This window comes from Aeromonas sp. QDB30, from assembly GCF_027707645.1.
Classification (GTDB): domain Bacteria; phylum Pseudomonadota; class Gammaproteobacteria; order Enterobacterales; family Aeromonadaceae; genus Aeromonas; species Aeromonas caviae.
Map to the genome: position 1 here is coordinate 18,936 of NZ_JAPCIY010000043.1, position 15,578 is coordinate 34,513.

General features: G+C 63.5%; 14 protein-coding genes and 1 rRNA gene. 10 read left to right on the forward strand and 5 right to left on the reverse strand.

Annotation, left to right across the window (positions count from 1 at the left end; all coding sequences use genetic code 11):
• Positions 1-75 precede the first annotated feature (75 nt).
• The 3 genes from hrpB (at position 76) to gloA2 (ending at position 5,418) form a co-directional block, all read left to right on the forward strand.
• Positions 76-2,529, forward strand: a complete 2,454-nt coding sequence (gene hrpB, locus PG896_RS13510) for an ATP-dependent helicase HrpB (RefSeq protein ID WP_270835805.1) — start codon at positions 76-78, stop codon at positions 2,527-2,529.
• A gap of 123 nt (positions 2,530-2,652) precedes the next feature.
• Complete coding sequence (mrcB, locus tag PG896_RS13515) at positions 2,653-4,974, forward strand: penicillin-binding protein 1B (protein ID WP_010675566.1); 2,322 nt, start codon at positions 2,653-2,655, stop codon at positions 4,972-4,974.
• Between the two features lie 42 nt (positions 4,975-5,016).
• Positions 5,017-5,418, forward strand: coding sequence for an SMU1112c/YaeR family gloxylase I-like metalloprotein (gene gloA2, locus PG896_RS13520; RefSeq protein WP_010675565.1), 402 nt, complete (start codon positions 5,017-5,019; stop codon positions 5,416-5,418).
• An 89-nt stretch (positions 5,419-5,507) separates the two neighbouring features.
• On the opposite strand, the gene PG896_RS13525 is transcribed toward gloA2, so the two are convergent.
• Both PG896_RS13525 and PG896_RS13530 read right to left on the reverse strand, forming a co-directional pair.
• Entirely contained in the window at positions 5,508-5,828 is a 321-nt protein-coding gene (locus PG896_RS13525) for an SMR family transporter (protein ID WP_171865640.1), read from the reverse strand.
• On the reverse strand, positions 5,816-6,208 hold the full coding sequence (locus PG896_RS13530; protein ID WP_043155747.1) for a DMT family transporter: 393 nt from the start codon (positions 6,206-6,208) through the stop codon (positions 5,816-5,818). The genes PG896_RS13525 and PG896_RS13530 overlap by 13 nt, the downstream gene beginning before the upstream one ends.
• 157 nt (positions 6,209-6,365) lie before the next feature.
• Here PG896_RS13530 and PG896_RS13535 point away from each other — a divergent pair, with 157 nt between their 5' ends.
• Positions 6,366-7,247 carry a LysR family transcriptional regulator gene (locus PG896_RS13535; protein ID WP_052815231.1) on the forward strand — a complete coding sequence of 294 codons (882 nt, stop codon included), beginning with the start codon at positions 6,366-6,368 and terminating at the stop codon, positions 7,245-7,247.
• Positions 7,248-7,289: 42 nt separating this feature from the next.
• On the opposite strand, the gene PG896_RS13540 is transcribed toward PG896_RS13535, so the two are convergent.
• Positions 7,290-7,805: a DUF2937 family protein gene (locus PG896_RS13540; RefSeq protein WP_052815230.1), complete on the reverse strand. Its 516-nt coding sequence runs from the start codon at positions 7,803-7,805 to the stop codon at positions 7,290-7,292.
• Between the two features lie 202 nt (positions 7,806-8,007).
• Between PG896_RS13540 and PG896_RS13545 the strand changes: the two genes are divergently transcribed.
• Positions 8,008-8,691 carry a phosphatase PAP2 family protein gene (locus tag PG896_RS13545; protein ID WP_010675560.1) on the forward strand — a complete coding sequence of 228 codons (684 nt, stop codon included), beginning with the start codon at positions 8,008-8,010 and terminating at the stop codon, positions 8,689-8,691.
• Positions 8,692-8,950: 259 nt separating this feature from the next.
• Complete coding sequence (locus PG896_RS13550) at positions 8,951-9,853, forward strand: sulfite exporter TauE/SafE family protein (protein ID WP_171865639.1); 903 nt, start codon at positions 8,951-8,953, stop codon at positions 9,851-9,853.
• Between the two features lie 46 nt (positions 9,854-9,899).
• On the opposite strand, the gene PG896_RS13555 is transcribed toward PG896_RS13550, so the two are convergent.
• A complete protein-coding gene (locus PG896_RS13555; RefSeq protein ID WP_171865638.1) occupies positions 9,900-10,712 on the reverse strand; it encodes a hypothetical protein in 813 nt (270 codons plus the stop codon).
• Positions 10,713-10,912: 200 nt separating this feature from the next.
• Positions 10,913-12,199: a glutamate-1-semialdehyde 2,1-aminomutase gene (gene hemL, locus PG896_RS13560; RefSeq protein ID WP_201957039.1), complete on the reverse strand. Its 1,287-nt coding sequence runs from the start codon at positions 12,197-12,199 to the stop codon at positions 10,913-10,915.
• A gap of 209 nt (positions 12,200-12,408) precedes the next feature.
• On the opposite strand from hemL, the gene clcA reads away from it, so the two are divergent.
• The 4 genes from clcA to PG896_RS13580 form a co-directional block, all read left to right on the forward strand.
• Positions 12,409-13,803 carry a H(+)/Cl(-) exchange transporter ClcA gene (clcA, locus tag PG896_RS13565; protein ID WP_201957041.1) on the forward strand — a complete coding sequence of 465 codons (1,395 nt, stop codon included), beginning with the start codon at positions 12,409-12,411 and terminating at the stop codon, positions 13,801-13,803.
• An 87-nt stretch (positions 13,804-13,890) separates the two neighbouring features.
• Positions 13,891-14,583 (forward strand): DUF6776 family protein, encoded by a 693-nt coding sequence (locus PG896_RS13570; RefSeq protein WP_043155743.1) that lies wholly within the window; start codon positions 13,891-13,893, stop codon positions 14,581-14,583.
• 89 nt (positions 14,584-14,672) lie between these two features.
• Positions 14,673-15,023, forward strand: coding sequence for an iron-sulfur cluster insertion protein ErpA (gene erpA / locus PG896_RS13575; RefSeq protein ID WP_010675554.1), 351 nt, complete (start codon positions 14,673-14,675; stop codon positions 15,021-15,023).
• A gap of 491 nt (positions 15,024-15,514) precedes the next feature.
• Positions 15,515-15,578: ribosomal RNA gene (locus PG896_RS13580) — 16S ribosomal RNA — on the forward strand; the annotation flags it as partial.

Sequence of the window (15,578 nt, forward strand, 5' to 3'; positions counted from 1 at the left end):
GGGCGCTTACGATGGCCGGGAGGCTGTGGCAGAATGGACCCCTTTTCAGAAGTGTCACAGAAGGTGCCCATCGCTTTGTCTTCCCTCCCCATCGTCCCGGTGTTGCCCGAACTCTTTGCAGCCCTCGACAACCATACCAGCGTGATCCTGCAGGCGCCCCCCGGCGCGGGCAAATCGACCCTGCTGCCCCTGAAGCTGGTGCGCCAGCACCGGCTGCCCGGGCGCATCATCATGCTGGAGCCCAGGCGCCTCGCGGCGCGCAACATCGCGAGCTTCCTCGCGCGTCAGCTGGGGGAGAAGGTGGGCGAGCGCATCGGCTTGCGAGTGCGCGGGGAGAGCCGCACCAGCAGCCAGACCCGGCTCGAGATCGTGACCGAGGGGGTGCTGACCCGGATGCTGCAGCAGGATCCTGAGCTCAGCGGCGTGTCGCTCGTCATCTTTGACGAGTTCCACGAGCGCAGCCTGCACGCCGATACCGCGCTGGCCTTCGCCATCGAAAGCCAGCAGGGGTTGCGCGATGATCTCAAGCTCTTGGTGATGTCCGCCACCCTGGATGGCATGGCCCTGGAGCGCCTGCTGCCAGGCGCCCCCGTGGTGCGCTCCGAGGGGCGCGGCTTTCCCATCGAGTACCACTATCGCCCCGCCAATCGCCAGCAGTGGCTGGAACCCCAGGTCGGCGCCGTGGTGCTGGAAGCGCTCGCCAGTCAGGCTGGCAGTGCCCTGGTGTTCCTGCCGGGACAGGGGGAGATAGAGCGGCTGGCACAGTGGCTGGAAGGGCGGTTGCCAGGGGATGTGACCCTGGCTCCCCTCTATGGCCGTCTTGACCTCGCGGCCCAGCAGGCGGCCATCGAGCCTGCGCCTGCGGGTCGTCGCAAGCTGGTGCTCACCACCAACGTGGCGGAGACCTCCCTCACCATCGAGGGGATCTCCGTGGTCATCGACAGCGGACTGGAGCGGCGCGCCACCTTCGATATCAAGAGCGGCGTCACCCGGCTGGAGACCCGGCCCATCGCCAAAGCCTCCGCCACCCAGCGGGCGGGGCGGGCAGGGCGGCTTGGCCCCGGCGTCTGTTACCGGCTCTGGAGCTGCGAGGTGCAGGAGCGCCTCGCCGAGCAGAGTCCCCCCGACATCCTGACGCAAGAGCTCACCGGCCTGCTGATGGACGCCGCCCAGTGGGGGGCCCGGGTGGAGGCGCTGCCCCTGCTGGACATGCCGCCCCCTGCCGCCGTGGCCAGCGCCCGGCGGTTGCTGGTGGCCCTGGGCGCCATGGCCCCGGAGGGTGAGCAACAACTTACCCCGGCAGGCCGTGCCATGGCGGCCTTCGGCACCCATCCCCGCCTCGCCCGCATGTTGCTGCGGTCCCGGGAGCTGGAATCCGAGGGTCTGACAGGGATTGTCGCCGATGCGGCTTTCCTGGTGGCGCTGCTGGAAGAAGATCTGCGAGGATCGGAGCGCTTGTCCGTGTTGTTCCACCGCCGTCAGGGCGCCCTGCGCCAGGGAGCGGCCCGCTGGTTCGAGCGGCTCGGTGTACGGGCAAGCAGCCCGCAGGGTCAATGGCTGGGGTTGCTGTGCGCCCTCGCCTGGCCCGATCGCATCGGCAAGCTGCGCAGTGGCAGCCGCTATCAGCTCAGTGGCGGGGTGAGCTGCGATCTGGTAGAAGGGCATCCCTGCCAGGGGCAGGGGGCCATCGTGGCCGTCGAAATGGGTCAGAACGAGCGCGGCAGCCGCATTTTCATCGCCGAGCCGGTGGCGCTGGATGAACTGGTGCGCCAGCTGCCCGAGCTGGTCGGCGAGCGCCAGTGGTTCGACTGGGACGATCGGGAGGAACGGGTGCGTGCGGAGCGCCAGCAGGTGCTCGGCGAGCTGGTGCTCGGCCAGCGGCCGCTGACGGATCTCTCCGATGAACAGAAGGGGCGCTGCCTGCTGCAGGGCATCCGGCGCAAGGGGCTGCACGTGCTGCCCTGGGACGAGAGCAGCGAGGGGCTGCTGGCCCGCTTGCGCTGCGCCCGCGACTGGCTGCCCGGCGAAGCCTGGCCCGCCATGGATGAGGAGAGCCTGCTGGCCGACCTCGAGCAGTGGCTGCTGCCGGCGGTGAGCGGCATGACCCGGCTGGAGCAGTTGAAGCGGCTCGACATGAGCGACATCCTGCGCCAGTCTCTGCCCTGGCCCCTGCCAAGGCGGCTGGACGAGGCGCTGCCGAGCCACTTCACCGCACCGACCGGCAGCCGGGTGCGGATCCGCTATCAGCCGGGTCAGGCGCCAGCGATCCCGGTGCGCATCCAGGAGATGTTCGGGCTGGGCGCCACCCCATGCGTGGCCGATGGCCGGGTGCCCCTGGTGGTGGAGCTGCTCTCCCCGGCCCAGCGCCCCTTGCAGATCACCGCGGATCTCGCCGCCTTCTGGGCGGGATCCTATGAGCAGGTGAAAAAAGAGATGAAGGGGCGCTACCCCCGTCACTACTGGCCGGACAACCCGCTGGAGGCGATGCCGACCCGGGTGACCAAGAAGAAGATGGGATTGCAGGAGTAGCCGACGGGACAGTGATCGGTCGGTACGATCAGAACAAGATGGCGGTGGCACAGTCCCCCTCCACAACAGGCATCGCAGGCCGCTCGCATCAGCGGGATGGCGAGGAGAACGACAAGAGGATTTATGGCAACCCAACGACGCAAGCGCACGCCCAAGAAGGCGGCGCCCAAACGCACCATCTGGCGCACCCTGTTCTGGCTGGGCTTCAAGCTCTCTCTGGTGGTGGCGGCCTTCATGGTGGTGTTTGGCATCTATCTCGACACCAAGGTGCGCGAGCGCTTCGACGGCGAGAAGTGGCAGTTGCCGGTGATGGTCTACAGCCGCCCGCTGGAGCTCTATCCCAGCCAGCGGCTCTCCCAGACCCAGATGCTGCGCGAGCTCAACATGCTGAGCTACAAGCAGGTGCGTCAGCCCCATACCCCGGGTGAGTACGCGGTGAGCGGCAATCGCATCGAGCTGGTGCGCCGGCCGTTCGAGTTCCACGACGGTGCCGACGGTGCCCGTGGCCTGCGCCTCACCTTCAACGGGGCGCGCCTCGAGGGGATCCAGTCCCTGGAGAACCAGCGCCAGCTCGGCTATGCCCAGATGGACCCGGTGCTGCTCGATCGCCTCAACACCGAGGATCGGGAAGACCGCCTGCTGGTGCGCCTTTCCGAGGTGCCGGACAGCCTGCTGGTGACGCTGCTCACCACGGAAGACAGGGACTTCTACCAGCACGGCGGCGTTTCGCCGGTGGCCATCATGCGCGCCATGGCAGCCAACCTGCTGGCGGGGCGCACCGTGCAGGGGGGCAGTACGCTCACCCAGCAGCTCGCCAAGAACTTCTTCCTGACCCGTGAGCGCAGCCTGTGGCGCAAACTGCAGGAAGCCTACATGGCGGTGCTCATCGACTACCGCTACAGCAAGGACGAGATCCTGGAGGCCTACCTCAACGAGGTCTATCTGGGGCAGAACTTCTCCCAGGGGGTCTACGGCTTCGGGCTCGCCTCCTACTTCTACTTCGGTATTCCGGTCAACGAGCTGGACATCGATCAGGTGGCCCTGCTGGTGGGCATGGTGAAGGGCCCTTCCTATTACGATCCCTGGCGCTTCCCGGACCGGGCCAAGGCGCGCCGGGATCTGGTGCTGAAACTGCTGGCGGATCACGGCAGCCTGACCCAGGCCGAGTATGACCTGGCCAGCAAGCAGCCCCTTGGCATCATCGCCCGCGGCCAGATGAGCTATGGCCGTACCCCGGCCTTCATGGGGCTGCTCAAGCGGGAGATCCAGAACCGCTTCGGCCCGGATCTGCTCAAGCAGTCCGGCCTCAAGATCTTCACCAGTCTGGATCCCATCGCCCAGCACGCCGCCGAGCAGGCGGTGGAGTCGGGTCTGGCCACCATCGAGAAGCAGCGTGGCAAGAAGAAGCTGGAGGCGGCCATGGTGGTCTCCGATTGGCACAAGGGCGAGGTGGTCGCCATGGTGGGGGGACGGGATCCCCGCTACGCCGGCTTCAACCGGGCGCTGGATGCCCGCCGTCAGATTGGCTCCCTGGTCAAACCGGCGGTCTACCTGACCGGCCTCTCCAACGGCCTGACCCTTGGCACGCCGCTTAAAGATCAGCCGATCCGGATTCGCGGCCAGGATGGCCAGATCTGGACGCCGCAGAACTACGACCGCAAGTTCCGCCAGAGCGTGCCCCTGATGGAGGCGCTCGCCAGCTCCCTCAACGTGCCGACCGTCAACCTCGGGATGCAGATAGGCCTGGACAAGGTGGTGGACACCCTGCACAAGCTGGGGGTGCAGCAGGAGATCCAGCCCTATCCGTCCCTGGTGCTGGGGGCGGTGGCGCTCTCGCCCATGGAGGTGAACCAGATGTACCTGCCCATTGCCAACCAGGGGTTGACCCAGCCCCTGTCGGCCATCCGGGCCGTGGTGAATGGCGAGGGACGCCAGCTCTACCAGCATGACGAAGCGGCCAAGCGAGTGACGGATCCCCAGGCAAGCTGGCTGACCCTGTTCGCCATGACCAAGACGGTGAGCCAGGGGACGGCCCGGGCGCTCGGTGCCAAGTTCCCCGGGGCCACCATGGCCGCCAAGACCGGTACCACCAACGAGCTGCGTGACTCCTGGTTTGCCGGGATGGACAACAACGAGCTGGTGAGCGTCTGGGTCGGCCGTGACGACAACACACCGGCCGGGCTGACCGGTGCCAGTGGCGCCTTGCAGCTGTTCAGCGGCTACATGAGCCAGCGAGGGGTCAACAGCCTGGGGCTGAAGATGCCCGAAGGGGTGAGCTGGGCCAACTTCTCCCGCTCGAGCGGTGCCCGGGTGGCCAGCGATTGTCCCGGCAGTCTCCAGGTGCCGGCCAAGCTGGCCGGTCTGGCCGAGCCCATGAGCTGTGCCAGCCCGGTCTCGGACCCGGCGAATGCCCTGGACAACTGGTTCAACGGTTTCTTCAACTGACGAAGACGGGCAGCGCAGGCTGCCCGTTTTGCAAGGATTGCCATGACCCATCCCCTGTTTGAGGCCATCCATCACGTGGCCATCATCGCCAGCGACTATCCGCGCTCGCGCCACTTCTATCACCAGGTGCTGGGGTTGCCCATCATTGCCGAGACCCTGCGGGCCGAGCGTCAGTCGTGGAAGCTGGATCTGGCGCTGCCGGACGGCAGCCAGCTGGAGCTGTTCAGCTTCCCGGCGCCGCCACCGCGCCCCTCCCGGCCGGAGGCGTGCGGGTTGCGCCACCTGGCGTTTCGGGTGGCGGATCTCGACCGGGTCATCGCCCACCTGGAGCAGCACGGGGTGGAAGTGGAGCCGGTGCGGGTGGACGAGCTGACCGGCAAGCGCTTTACCTTCTTCGCCGACCCCGACGGCCTGCCGCTGGAGCTGTACGAGGCAGCGCGTTAGGCTGCCTGTTGCAATCTGGGTGATCGGTTTGACCATGAAAAGGCCGCCCTGGGAACAGGGCGGCTTTTTTCATGGGGTTGGAGAGGGGATCATGCTGTGGTCAGCAGGGCGACCGCGACGGCCATCACCAGCATGCCGACCCAGCCGATGGGCTTGAGCCGCTCGCCAAACAGCAGCAAGCCGCCGAGAGCGGTGCCCAGAATGCCGATGGCACCCCAGGTGGCATAGGCCACGGCCAGATCGATCTTGCCGGTACTGACCGCCTCGCTGAGCAGAGTGAAGGCACAGAGCACCAGCAGAATGCCGAGGACGCCCCACCCCTTGTCGCGAAAACCGACGGAGCGGTTGATTGCCATGTTGGCGCCGATATCCAGCAGGGCGGCGCTCAGTACGATGATCAACGGGTGCATGGGGCTTCCCTCCTCTGGCGGGTGGGGGCTGGTGCATCATGGGTCTCGCCCAGGGTCACCATGACAATCCCCACTATGGCCAGCGCCAGTCCGATCCACTCCTGGATGCTCAGCTCGTAGCCGAGGAACAGGACGGAGACGGCGGTGATGAGGGCGATCCCCAACCCTTCCCACAGCGCAAACGCGATACCAATGGAGATTGTCCTGGCGGCCTTGGCGAGCAGCAGGTAGGAGAGGGTGATGAGGAGCCACATCGGCAGATAGTGGATCCAGCCGCTCGCGCTCTCTGGAATCAGGGCCATGGAGGAGGTGCCGGCGACCTCGGTCAGGATGGCCCCTGTCAGAAAGAGGCGGGCCAAAAGCAGGGGACGGGATGACATGCAGTTTCCTTCTGTTGCTGCGACGAAGAGAGGATAACGGCACCCGAAACGGGCAAGGTTATCGCTGAGCGTCGAGAAAGCTGTCGCTGCTTGTTTGCCTTGGGGGCGGGCCAGGGGATAAGGTGGTGATGGAATAATCTGCCGCCAGTTTGAAGCCATGAAGCTAAATCAGATACAACTCTTTGTAGAAACAGCAGACAGTGGTTCGATAGCCAATGCCGCCAGACGACTTGGCAAGAGTCGCAGCGCCGTGAGCTCGGCGATAGCAACCCTGGAAGTGGAGCTTGGCGTCGAACTTTTCGAACGAGGGGCGAATCAGAGCCGACTGACCGAAATCGGCGAGCAAGTGCTGGACGACTGCAAGCGGCTGCTGCAGGCCGCCAACAGCCTGAAGCTCAAGTGCGAGCACCATGCCTCCGGTGCCGAGGTGGCGCTGCGGGTAGCCCGGGACGACGCCATTCCCGAGGTGGTATGGCGCGAGATGCTGGGGGCGCTGCGTCGCCAGTTTCCGGGCACCAGCATCTCCCTGGTGCTGGCCTCACCGCCGGAGCTGCCGGCCCTGGTGGAAGAGGGGTTCGTGGATGCCGCCTTCGGCCTCATCACCGAGGAACAGGAGCGCAGCGGTCTTTGCATCGACGTGCTCAACCCGATCCGCACCCTGATGGTGGTCGCGCCAAGCCACCCGCTGGCTGGGCTGAAGCGGGTGTTGCAGCAGGATCTGACCGATCACACCCAGGTCACTCTCTCTTATGTGGACGCGTTTTCGGTCAAGAGCCTGCTGCCCATCGGAGGGCAGCATATCGGGTTGTCGAGTTTCGAGCTGATGCGGGATGCGGTGCTGGATGGTCTGGGCTGGGCGGTGCTGCCTTCACCCCTTATCCAGAGCCAGCTGCGCCTGGGAGAGCTGCTGACCCTGAAGCACAAGTTCAGCCTGCAGTGGCGCGATTACGGAGTCTATCTGTCGGAGAACGCCCATCACGGCAAGGTGCTGGCTTGGCTGAAGAAGGCCATAGAAACCTATCTCGAACCCTTCGAGTAGCCGCCAACCGGGGCGGGCACCCCGGTTGGCAGTGAGAGGGGATCAGCGCAGGCCGTGACGGGGGATGCGCTGGCGGGAGCGAAATGGCAGCAGCAGGAGGCCGAGCAGCAGATCCCCCGCCAGGGAGGCCAGCAGACCCGCCGCCACGCCGCAGAAAATGGCGGCCTGTTTGAGGGGGACCACATAGCCGTAGTTGTGAAGGGTATCCTGCCAGAGGGCGGGATCGGCGCGCAGCAACAGGTGGGAGAGCTGCTGGTACCAGGGACTCTCCCGCACGGCGATCTCCCCCTGAAGGTGCTGCTGCTGGTTCACCAGTTGCTGGAGGCTGGTGGCATCCTGGGTGAAGACGGGATCCTGGCTGGCACCGTAATGGGCGACCAGCGCCTGCAGATCGCCATTGAAGTGCTGGTCCGCCGTGCGCTGGAAGGGGGCCAGTGCCAGACCAGCCTGCTGCAGCCGGGCATCCAGCCGCTGGAAGTAGAGATCGACCAGCCCGGGGATCTGTACACCTGCCAGCAAACCGAGGGCAAACAACATCATGCGAAGGTAGCTGCGCATCATCATCATCCTGAACGAAGGGAGCGCCCATACTAGCCGCAACCGGTGGGAGAGCCAAGGAGGGGACGCGCTTGTCCACCCGGTCGGCGGCGCCAAAAGAAGAGCCGATGGAATACCTTTGTTACACGAATTCTTACACTTTTGTGATGCAAGTCATCTTGCGGCTGGCCTAGAATGAGCGTTTTTCGAAGGACACGTCGGCATGAGCAAGTTCATTCCTTTCTATCTGGCCGGGGGCCTCATCGCCTTCAGTTGGGGCGCCCTGCCTGAGCACGGCCCCTGGGATGGGTGGGATCTCGCCCTCTTCCAGCTGGTCAATGGCTGGATTGGCCACTCCCCCCGTTGGGCCGATCTGGTGGCCATCACCAACAACCGCCTGTTCGATCTGGCCGCGCTGGCCTGCATGGGCGGGATCCTCGCCAGTTGCTTCTTCCGTGCCGACGGACAGGAGCGCCGTCGTCTGGTGGCCATGGGGGTCGTGATGCTGCTGGGGGCCCTGGTGATCAATCAGCTCGGGCATCTGTTGCCGGTCAGCCGTCCCAGCCCCACCTTGATGGTGGACGGGGCACTGCGCCTGACCGAGATCAGTGCGATTCCCACCAAGGACTCCGCCGGTGACAGCTTCCCCGGTGATCACGCCCTCTTCCTGATGATCTTCGCCGGTTTTGCCCTGCGCTATCTGCCGCGCTGGGCCGGGGTAGTTGCGGTGGTGATGGTGCCCCTGTTTTCGGCGCCCCGCATCCTGGCTGGTGCGCACTGGATGACGGACGTCTATGTGGGCGCTCTTTGCCTCTCCCTGATCTGCCTGCCGCTGCTGTTGCTCACTCCCGTGTCGGATCGCCTGATCGACCGCCTGGCTCCCCGGCTGCCACGCTGGATTGCCTGACGGAGAATGAAAAAAGAAGGCGGGTCACCCCGCCTTCTTTCGTTTACGCCTCACCGGTGCTGTGGTCGTCGCGAAATGACCAGGACTACGCCCGATGAGCCCGGGCTGTCGCCCTCCCAACCAGTATGGATAGCCCCATTCGGGTTCTGCCAGCCAAAATAGTCGCGGCCAAACGTTTGCACCCGTCGTCTCATGATCCTGGCCAGGATTTTTTCCCTCCGCTGCCTTAGAATCGCCGCCCGTTGTTGGAGGTATCCCCATGCTTGTCACTTTTCTGCGTCTCTTGTTTATCGGTTGTGCCCTGGTCTTTCTCTTTATGCTGGTCCGTGCCTGGTGGAACAAACGGCGTCATGGCCAGCTCGAAGCCACCCCTTTCTGGCCGGTGGCGGCCATCGGTTTTGTGGCCAATTTTCTCGATACCCTGGGGGTGGGGAGCTTTGCGGTGAAGACCGCCTGCTACAAGCAGTTCAGGTTGATCGATGATCGGGTGCTGCCCGGTACCCTCAACGGCCAGTGCGTGCTGCCGACCGTGACCCAAGCTCTCATCTTCATCGGCGTGGTCAACGTGGATCCCGTCACCCTCATCAGCATGATGGCGGCTGCGGCGGCCGGTGCGGCCTGGGGCGCCCGTTACGTGGCCTCCTTTGATCGCCAGACCATCCGGCTGGTGATGGCGGTCTCCCTGCTGGTGGTCGCCGGTCTCATCTTTGCCGGTCTGCTCGGGCTCTTCCCCCTCGGTGGCGAGGCCATGGGGCTGAGCGGTTACAAGCTGGGGATCGCCCTTGCCGGCAACTTCCTGTTCGGAGCCCTGATGAACGTCGGTATCGGCCTGTTCGCCCCCTGCATGACCCTGGTCTATCTGCTCGGCATGAACCCGCTGGTGGCCTTCCCCATCATGATGGGATCCACCGCCGTGCTCAGCGTCTTCTCGGCGGGGACCTTCATTCGCAAGGGGGCTTTCGATGCGCGGGCCGTGCTGGCGGTGGCCATCTTCGGCCCCATCGGCGTGGTGCTGGCGGCCATGCTGGTCAAATCCATGGAGATGGAGATGCTCAAATGGCTGGTGGCCTTCATCGTCATCTATACCTCCTGGACCATGTACGCCTCCTGGCGGGCGGCGCGGCGACAGCCAGCGCCCGCGCTGGCAGAGGCGACGAGCTAGCTGGCGTCGGCGAGGCCCGCCTGCACGGGCACCCCGCGTTGGTATGTCATCCCGCTCGCCCGGTCCTGGCGCCTCTTCTGATGCCCCTGGCAGCCCCCTCCGAGTGGGCAGTCTGCTGGCTGGAGGCGACCAGTGCGGCTTCCGCCCTGGCACCGAGAAACACATAGAGCCCCAGCGCCAGCAGCAACCCCACGGCGCACCCCATCACCCCCACCGCAGGCCAGAGCAGTTCGCTCTGGCCGAGGGATCCCTTGAACAGCAGCAGCAACCCCTCGATGGAGACCGCGATCAGGATGGCGGCGATAAAGCGGGTAATGGTGCGCCGGATGGCGCTGTGGCGGAAGATGTCCTTATGCAGCAGCACTTCCTCTTCGAGGATGGTCTTGCCGAGATCGAACACCGCCAGCGCGAGCGTGAGGAAGATGATGGCGCTGAAGGCGCCCAGCCGGTTCTGCTGGGTGCCGCACAGGAGCAGATAGAGCTGTTCCAGCCCGTGCCAGATGAGGGTGCCGACGATGAGAAACAGGGCCAGACTCAGGACAACGTAGACGGCCCTGAACCAGGGAATGGCGCGCCGCCGCTCCCTGTCCCCCATCAGCCAGGCGATCAGCTGGTGCAGGTTGATCTCCAGCTCCCGGCCATGGCCCTGCACCAGCAGGCGCAGCTGCCCCTGGGCTGCCGGAACGGGCGCCAGTATGGCTGGCCTGATCTGGGGGGCCAGGCTCTTCACCTCCTCGACGAAGGCATAGGTCTTGAGAGACGCCTCGGGGAGGGTGAGCAGCCCCAGCAGCAGGGGGGCCAGCTCGGTTTCGTACTCCTGATAGCGCCGCAGCACATCGATGGGGCTCATCTCTGCCATATACACCTCGGTCCAATGGGCTCCTGAGCAGGGTTCTGCAAATTGTGGGCCCGATTTATGACAGCCCGTGTACGGCGCGGCGCACCAGCAGGTGGCAAGGCTCCGGTGAGGGACTTAAGGATGCACCACTATGGTGCCTTGTCGGGACGAGCAAACAAAAAAAGGGCCCCATCGGGGCCCTCTGCACATCTTGCGGCTTGTCAGCCAGCCAGCTTGGCGAAGCTGCGCTCGGCGGCCGCCAGGGTGTGTTCAATCTCCTTGTCCCCGTGGGCAAGCGACAGGAAGCCCGCCTCGTAGGCGCTCGGTGCCAGATAGACACCCTCCTCCAGCATCAGATGATAGAAGCGCTTGAAGCGTTCCATGTCGCAGCGAGTGACCTGCTCGTAGCGGGTGATCTCGGGCTCGTCGGTGAAGAAGAAGCCGAACATGCCGCCCACGTAGTTGATGGCAAGCGGGATGCCGTGCCTGGCGGCGGCGGCTTTGAGCCCTTCGGCGACACGGGCGGTCTTGGCGCTCAGCTGCTCATAGAGGCCCGGCTCCAGCAGCTGGTCCAGCATGGTGAGGCCGGCGGCCATGGCCACCGGGTTGCCGGAGAGGGTACCAGCCTGATAGACGGGGCCGGTCGGGGCGATGTGCTGCATCACCTTCTTCTTGCCGCCGAAGGCGCCCACCGGCATGCCGGCACCGATGATCTTGCCAAGGGTGGTGAGATCCGGGTCGATGTTGTAGTGGCCCTGGGCGCCACGCAGGGAGACGCGAAAACCCGTCATCACCTCGTCCAGGATCAGCAGGGCGCCGAATTCGTCACAAATGGCGCGCAGCCCTTGCAGGAAGCCGGGCACCGGCGGGATGCAGTTCATGTTGCCTGCGACCGGCTCGACGATGATGCAGGCGATCTCGCTGCCGTACTGGGTAAAGGCTTCGCGCACCGAGTCCAGATCGTTAAAGACACAGGTGAGCGTGTGTTTGGCGAAATCGGCCGGTACGCCCGGGCTGTTGGGCTGACCCAGGGTGAGGGCGCCTGAGCCGGCCTTGACCAGCAGGGAGTCGGCGTGGCCGTGGTAGCAGCCTTCAAACTTGACGATCTTGTCGCGACCGGTATAGCCGCGGGCCAGCCGGATGGCGCTCATGGTCGCCTCGGTGCCGGAGTTGACCATCCGCACCTGCTCCATGGAGGGGACGATCTGGCGCACCTTCTCGGCCATCAGCACTTCGATTTCGGTCGGGGCACCGTAGCTCAGTCCCTTCTCCACCGCCTTGATGACCGCGGCCTTGATGGCCGGGTGGTTGTGACCGAGCAGCATGGGGCCCCAGGAACCGATGTAATCCACATAGGCCTGGCCGTCCACGTCATAGAGGTAGGCGCCATCGGCGTGATCGATGAAGCGGGGTGTACCGCCGACCCCGTTGAAGGCGCGGACCGGTGAGTTGACGCCACCGGGAATGGTCTGGCGGGCCTGTTCAAACAGCTGATCTGATTTTGACATGGATCATCCTTAATGGGATTTTGGTCGTTACCCGGGCACAGGCTGCCGATTGCGGCTCGGCAGGGGATGGCGGGAGGAGTATGCTTTGCGCTCTCGCCCCGGCCTCTCGCCCGTGAAACATGAAACGGGCCGACTATAGCAGAAAGGCCCAGAGCTGGGCAGCCGAGGCCGAGGTGTGTCTGGTCCTCGTTAGATGAGCGTGATTATCCATGGAGCAACAAGCCATTCCTTCCGCCGACGCGGCCTTGCTGCGTCGTCCTCCAGTCTTGCAGCGCCTGATACGGCGGGACAAGATGCCGCTGCTGGTGCTCCTGTTGGCGGCCCTGGTCGGCCTGCTGGCAGGCCTGGTGTGCGGACTGTTCGAGTCTTGCGTTCACTGGCTGGCCCAGCAGCGTGTCGACTTGCTGGCCGATCGCCCCTGGTGGCAGCTCGGCCTGCTCGGCTTTGGTTTCAGCGCCCTGCTGGGGTTGGTCGGCTATTTCCTCACTCATGCCTTTGCCCCAGAGGCAGGGGGATCCGGTATCCCGGAAATTGAAGGGGCCATGGACGACCTGCGCCCGGTACGCTGGTGGCGGGTGTTGCCGGTGAAGTTTTTTGGCGGGGTCTGTACCCTGAGTTCCGGCATGGTTCTGGGGCGGGAGGGGCCCTCGGTGCAGATAGGGGGCAACCTCGGCAAGATGGTGGCGGATATCTTCCGGTTGCCCAAGGAGCATGGCCACGCCCTGCTGGCTGCCGGTGCGGCGGGTGGTCTCGCTGCGGCCTTCAATGCCCCGCTGGCAGGGATACTGTTTGTCATGGAAGAGATGCGGCCGCAATTTCGCTACTCCTTCCTCGCCATCAAGGCGGTCGGGATTTCGGCCGTCATGGCGACCCTGATGCTGCAGAACATGAAAGGGCAATCCCCCGTCATCATGCTGCCTCACTACGACGCTCCGGCCTTGAAGGCGCTCTGGCTGTTTCTCTTCATGGGGGGCTGCTTTGGTGTGCTGGGGTTCGTCTTCAACAAGCTGGTGCTCGCCTGTCAGGATGGTTACCTGGCATTGCATCAGAACAAGCGCCACCGCTTCGTCATCATCGGCATGGTGGTGGCTGGAACCTTTGGCATGCTGTCGCTGTTCGCCCCTTCGGTCACTGGAGGGGGAATCGAGCTCATCCCGCATCTGACGGGGGGAGACTATGCGATGGCGACGCTCTTCATCATCTTCTCGGTGCGACTGGTGGGTACCCTCATCTGCTTTTGCTCGGGGGCCCCTGGTGGTGTCTTTGCGCCGACCCTGGCGCTGGGCACCCTGTTCGGGGTGATCTTTGGTCACCTGTTCCACTCTGCATTTCCCGATCTCGGCATCGAACCGGGCGCCTTTGCCATCGCCGGCATGGGGGCGCTTTTCGCCGCCACCGTACGTGCCCCCATTACCGGCATCGTGCTGGTGACAGAGATGACAGACAACTATCAGCTGATCCTGCCCATGATGATCACCACCATAGGGGCAACCCTGGTGGCGCAATGGTTGGGGGGGCGTCCCATCTATTCCCAGATCCTGGAGCGAACTTTACGGCTTGCTGCGCGTCAAAACCGGGGTGAAAGCAGCATCGCGACCGGTTAACTCTTTGTTTATCCGTATCAATCCGGCATGGTCGCGTATAGTGAAAAGAAACCGGCTGTGTTGATGTCGGCATAGAGAAGAGGCCTTATGTCCCAAATCGTGAAGTTATTGGTGGTGCTGGCTGTGGGGGCATGTATCGGTTATGTCGTCGGGAACAGACAGGAGCTGGCTCAGAGCAGCCTGATGACGGTGCAGCAAGAGACGTTGGAGCGTCAGAGCAAGGCCATTGCACAACTGAAGACGGATCTCGGCGTCAGGGAGACCCTGCTGGCGACCCAGAAGGCCGCTTTCGAGCAACTTCAGCAGACGCTCAAGGATCAGGAAGCCCAGGTACAGGAGCAGAAGCGTCAGCTCGCCTTCTTCGAACGCATCATGCGTCCCACCGGCGAACAGGTGGGGGTATCCATCGACAATCTAACATTGCAGGAGACGAGTGTGCCGGGTCGCTACCACTATCGTCTGGCGCTCACACAACCCGCCAAGAAGCGGGAGCTGTTTCGGGGGCAGGTGCAGATCCGGCTCGAAGGCAGTCTGGCTGACAAGCCCAGGATCCTCAGTGGCCGGGATCTTGGCATGAAGGTGGGGGAGGGACGCTACGCGTTGCGATATTTCCAGCTCTTGGAGGGCAATTGGCAGCTTCCCTCAGGCTTCATCCCGGACAGGGTGAGAATCCTCATCCCGAAGGAGGGACGGCAACCGGCCCAGGAGCTGGTTGCTGAGTGGAACGAGGTGCTCAAGCCTCTGGTCGCTCAACCAACCCCCTTGCCGGCAGCACAGTAAGAGAGTGGTGAATACTTGAACTAAATGGTCGGGTATTGGATAATTTCGCGGTTTCCATGTTTGTGGATGTAACGGTTGTGAGGTCAGCAATGAGTGCAGTAGCAGAAGCTCCCTTGCCCATCCAGATGACGGATGCGGCAGCCAACAAGGTAAAGACCTTGATCACCGAAGAAGAGAATCCCGAACTCAAGTTGCGGGTCTACATCACTGGGGGGGGCTGCTCCGGTTTCCAGTACGGTTTCACGTTTGACGAGAAAATCAATGATGGCGATACCGTGGTCGAGAAGAGCGGCGTCACCATGGTGATCGATCCCATGAGCCTGCAATACCTGGTCGGCGGCAGCGTGGATTACACCGAAGGCTTGGAAGGTTCCCGTTTCACCGTGACCAACCCCAACGCCACGACGACCTGCGGTTGCGGTTCCAGTTTCTCCATCTGATCTACAAGCAGCGTGATATGAAGGGCCCCGAGGGGCCCTTTTCATTTTTGTATGCCTGGCGTGGCTGGCATGTAGATCTTGATGTGGCGAAAACGGGTACCGATTGGTAGTGATAGAGAAGGTGTGCGGGCTCATTTAGATGAATCGTTGACGGCTTTTTAGTCTGATTGGTTGATGATTAAACACCTGAACGTCTTTTTCAAATAAACACGTAGTTTTCGCTTGTCAGTGAGAATCATATCCCTATAATGCGCCTCCATCAGCACGGCGCAGTGCGCGTCTGGTCCACCTTGCAAAGCAAGCTGGTGAGGGTTATAGTTTCAGGCCCTGCTCTTTAACAATTTGAATCAAGCAATCTGTGTGGGCACTCGCAGCATCGAGCATCAAAAACAATTTTTGATATCAATGTCTGATGAAGTGACCAAAGCAACTTTTAGTTGCAGCAGTTAATTCAGCAATTCATTGAGCCGCCTTAATTGGCAACCAAACTTAAATTGAAGAGTTTGATCATGGCTCAGATTGAACGCTGGCGGCAGGCCTAACACATGCAAGTCG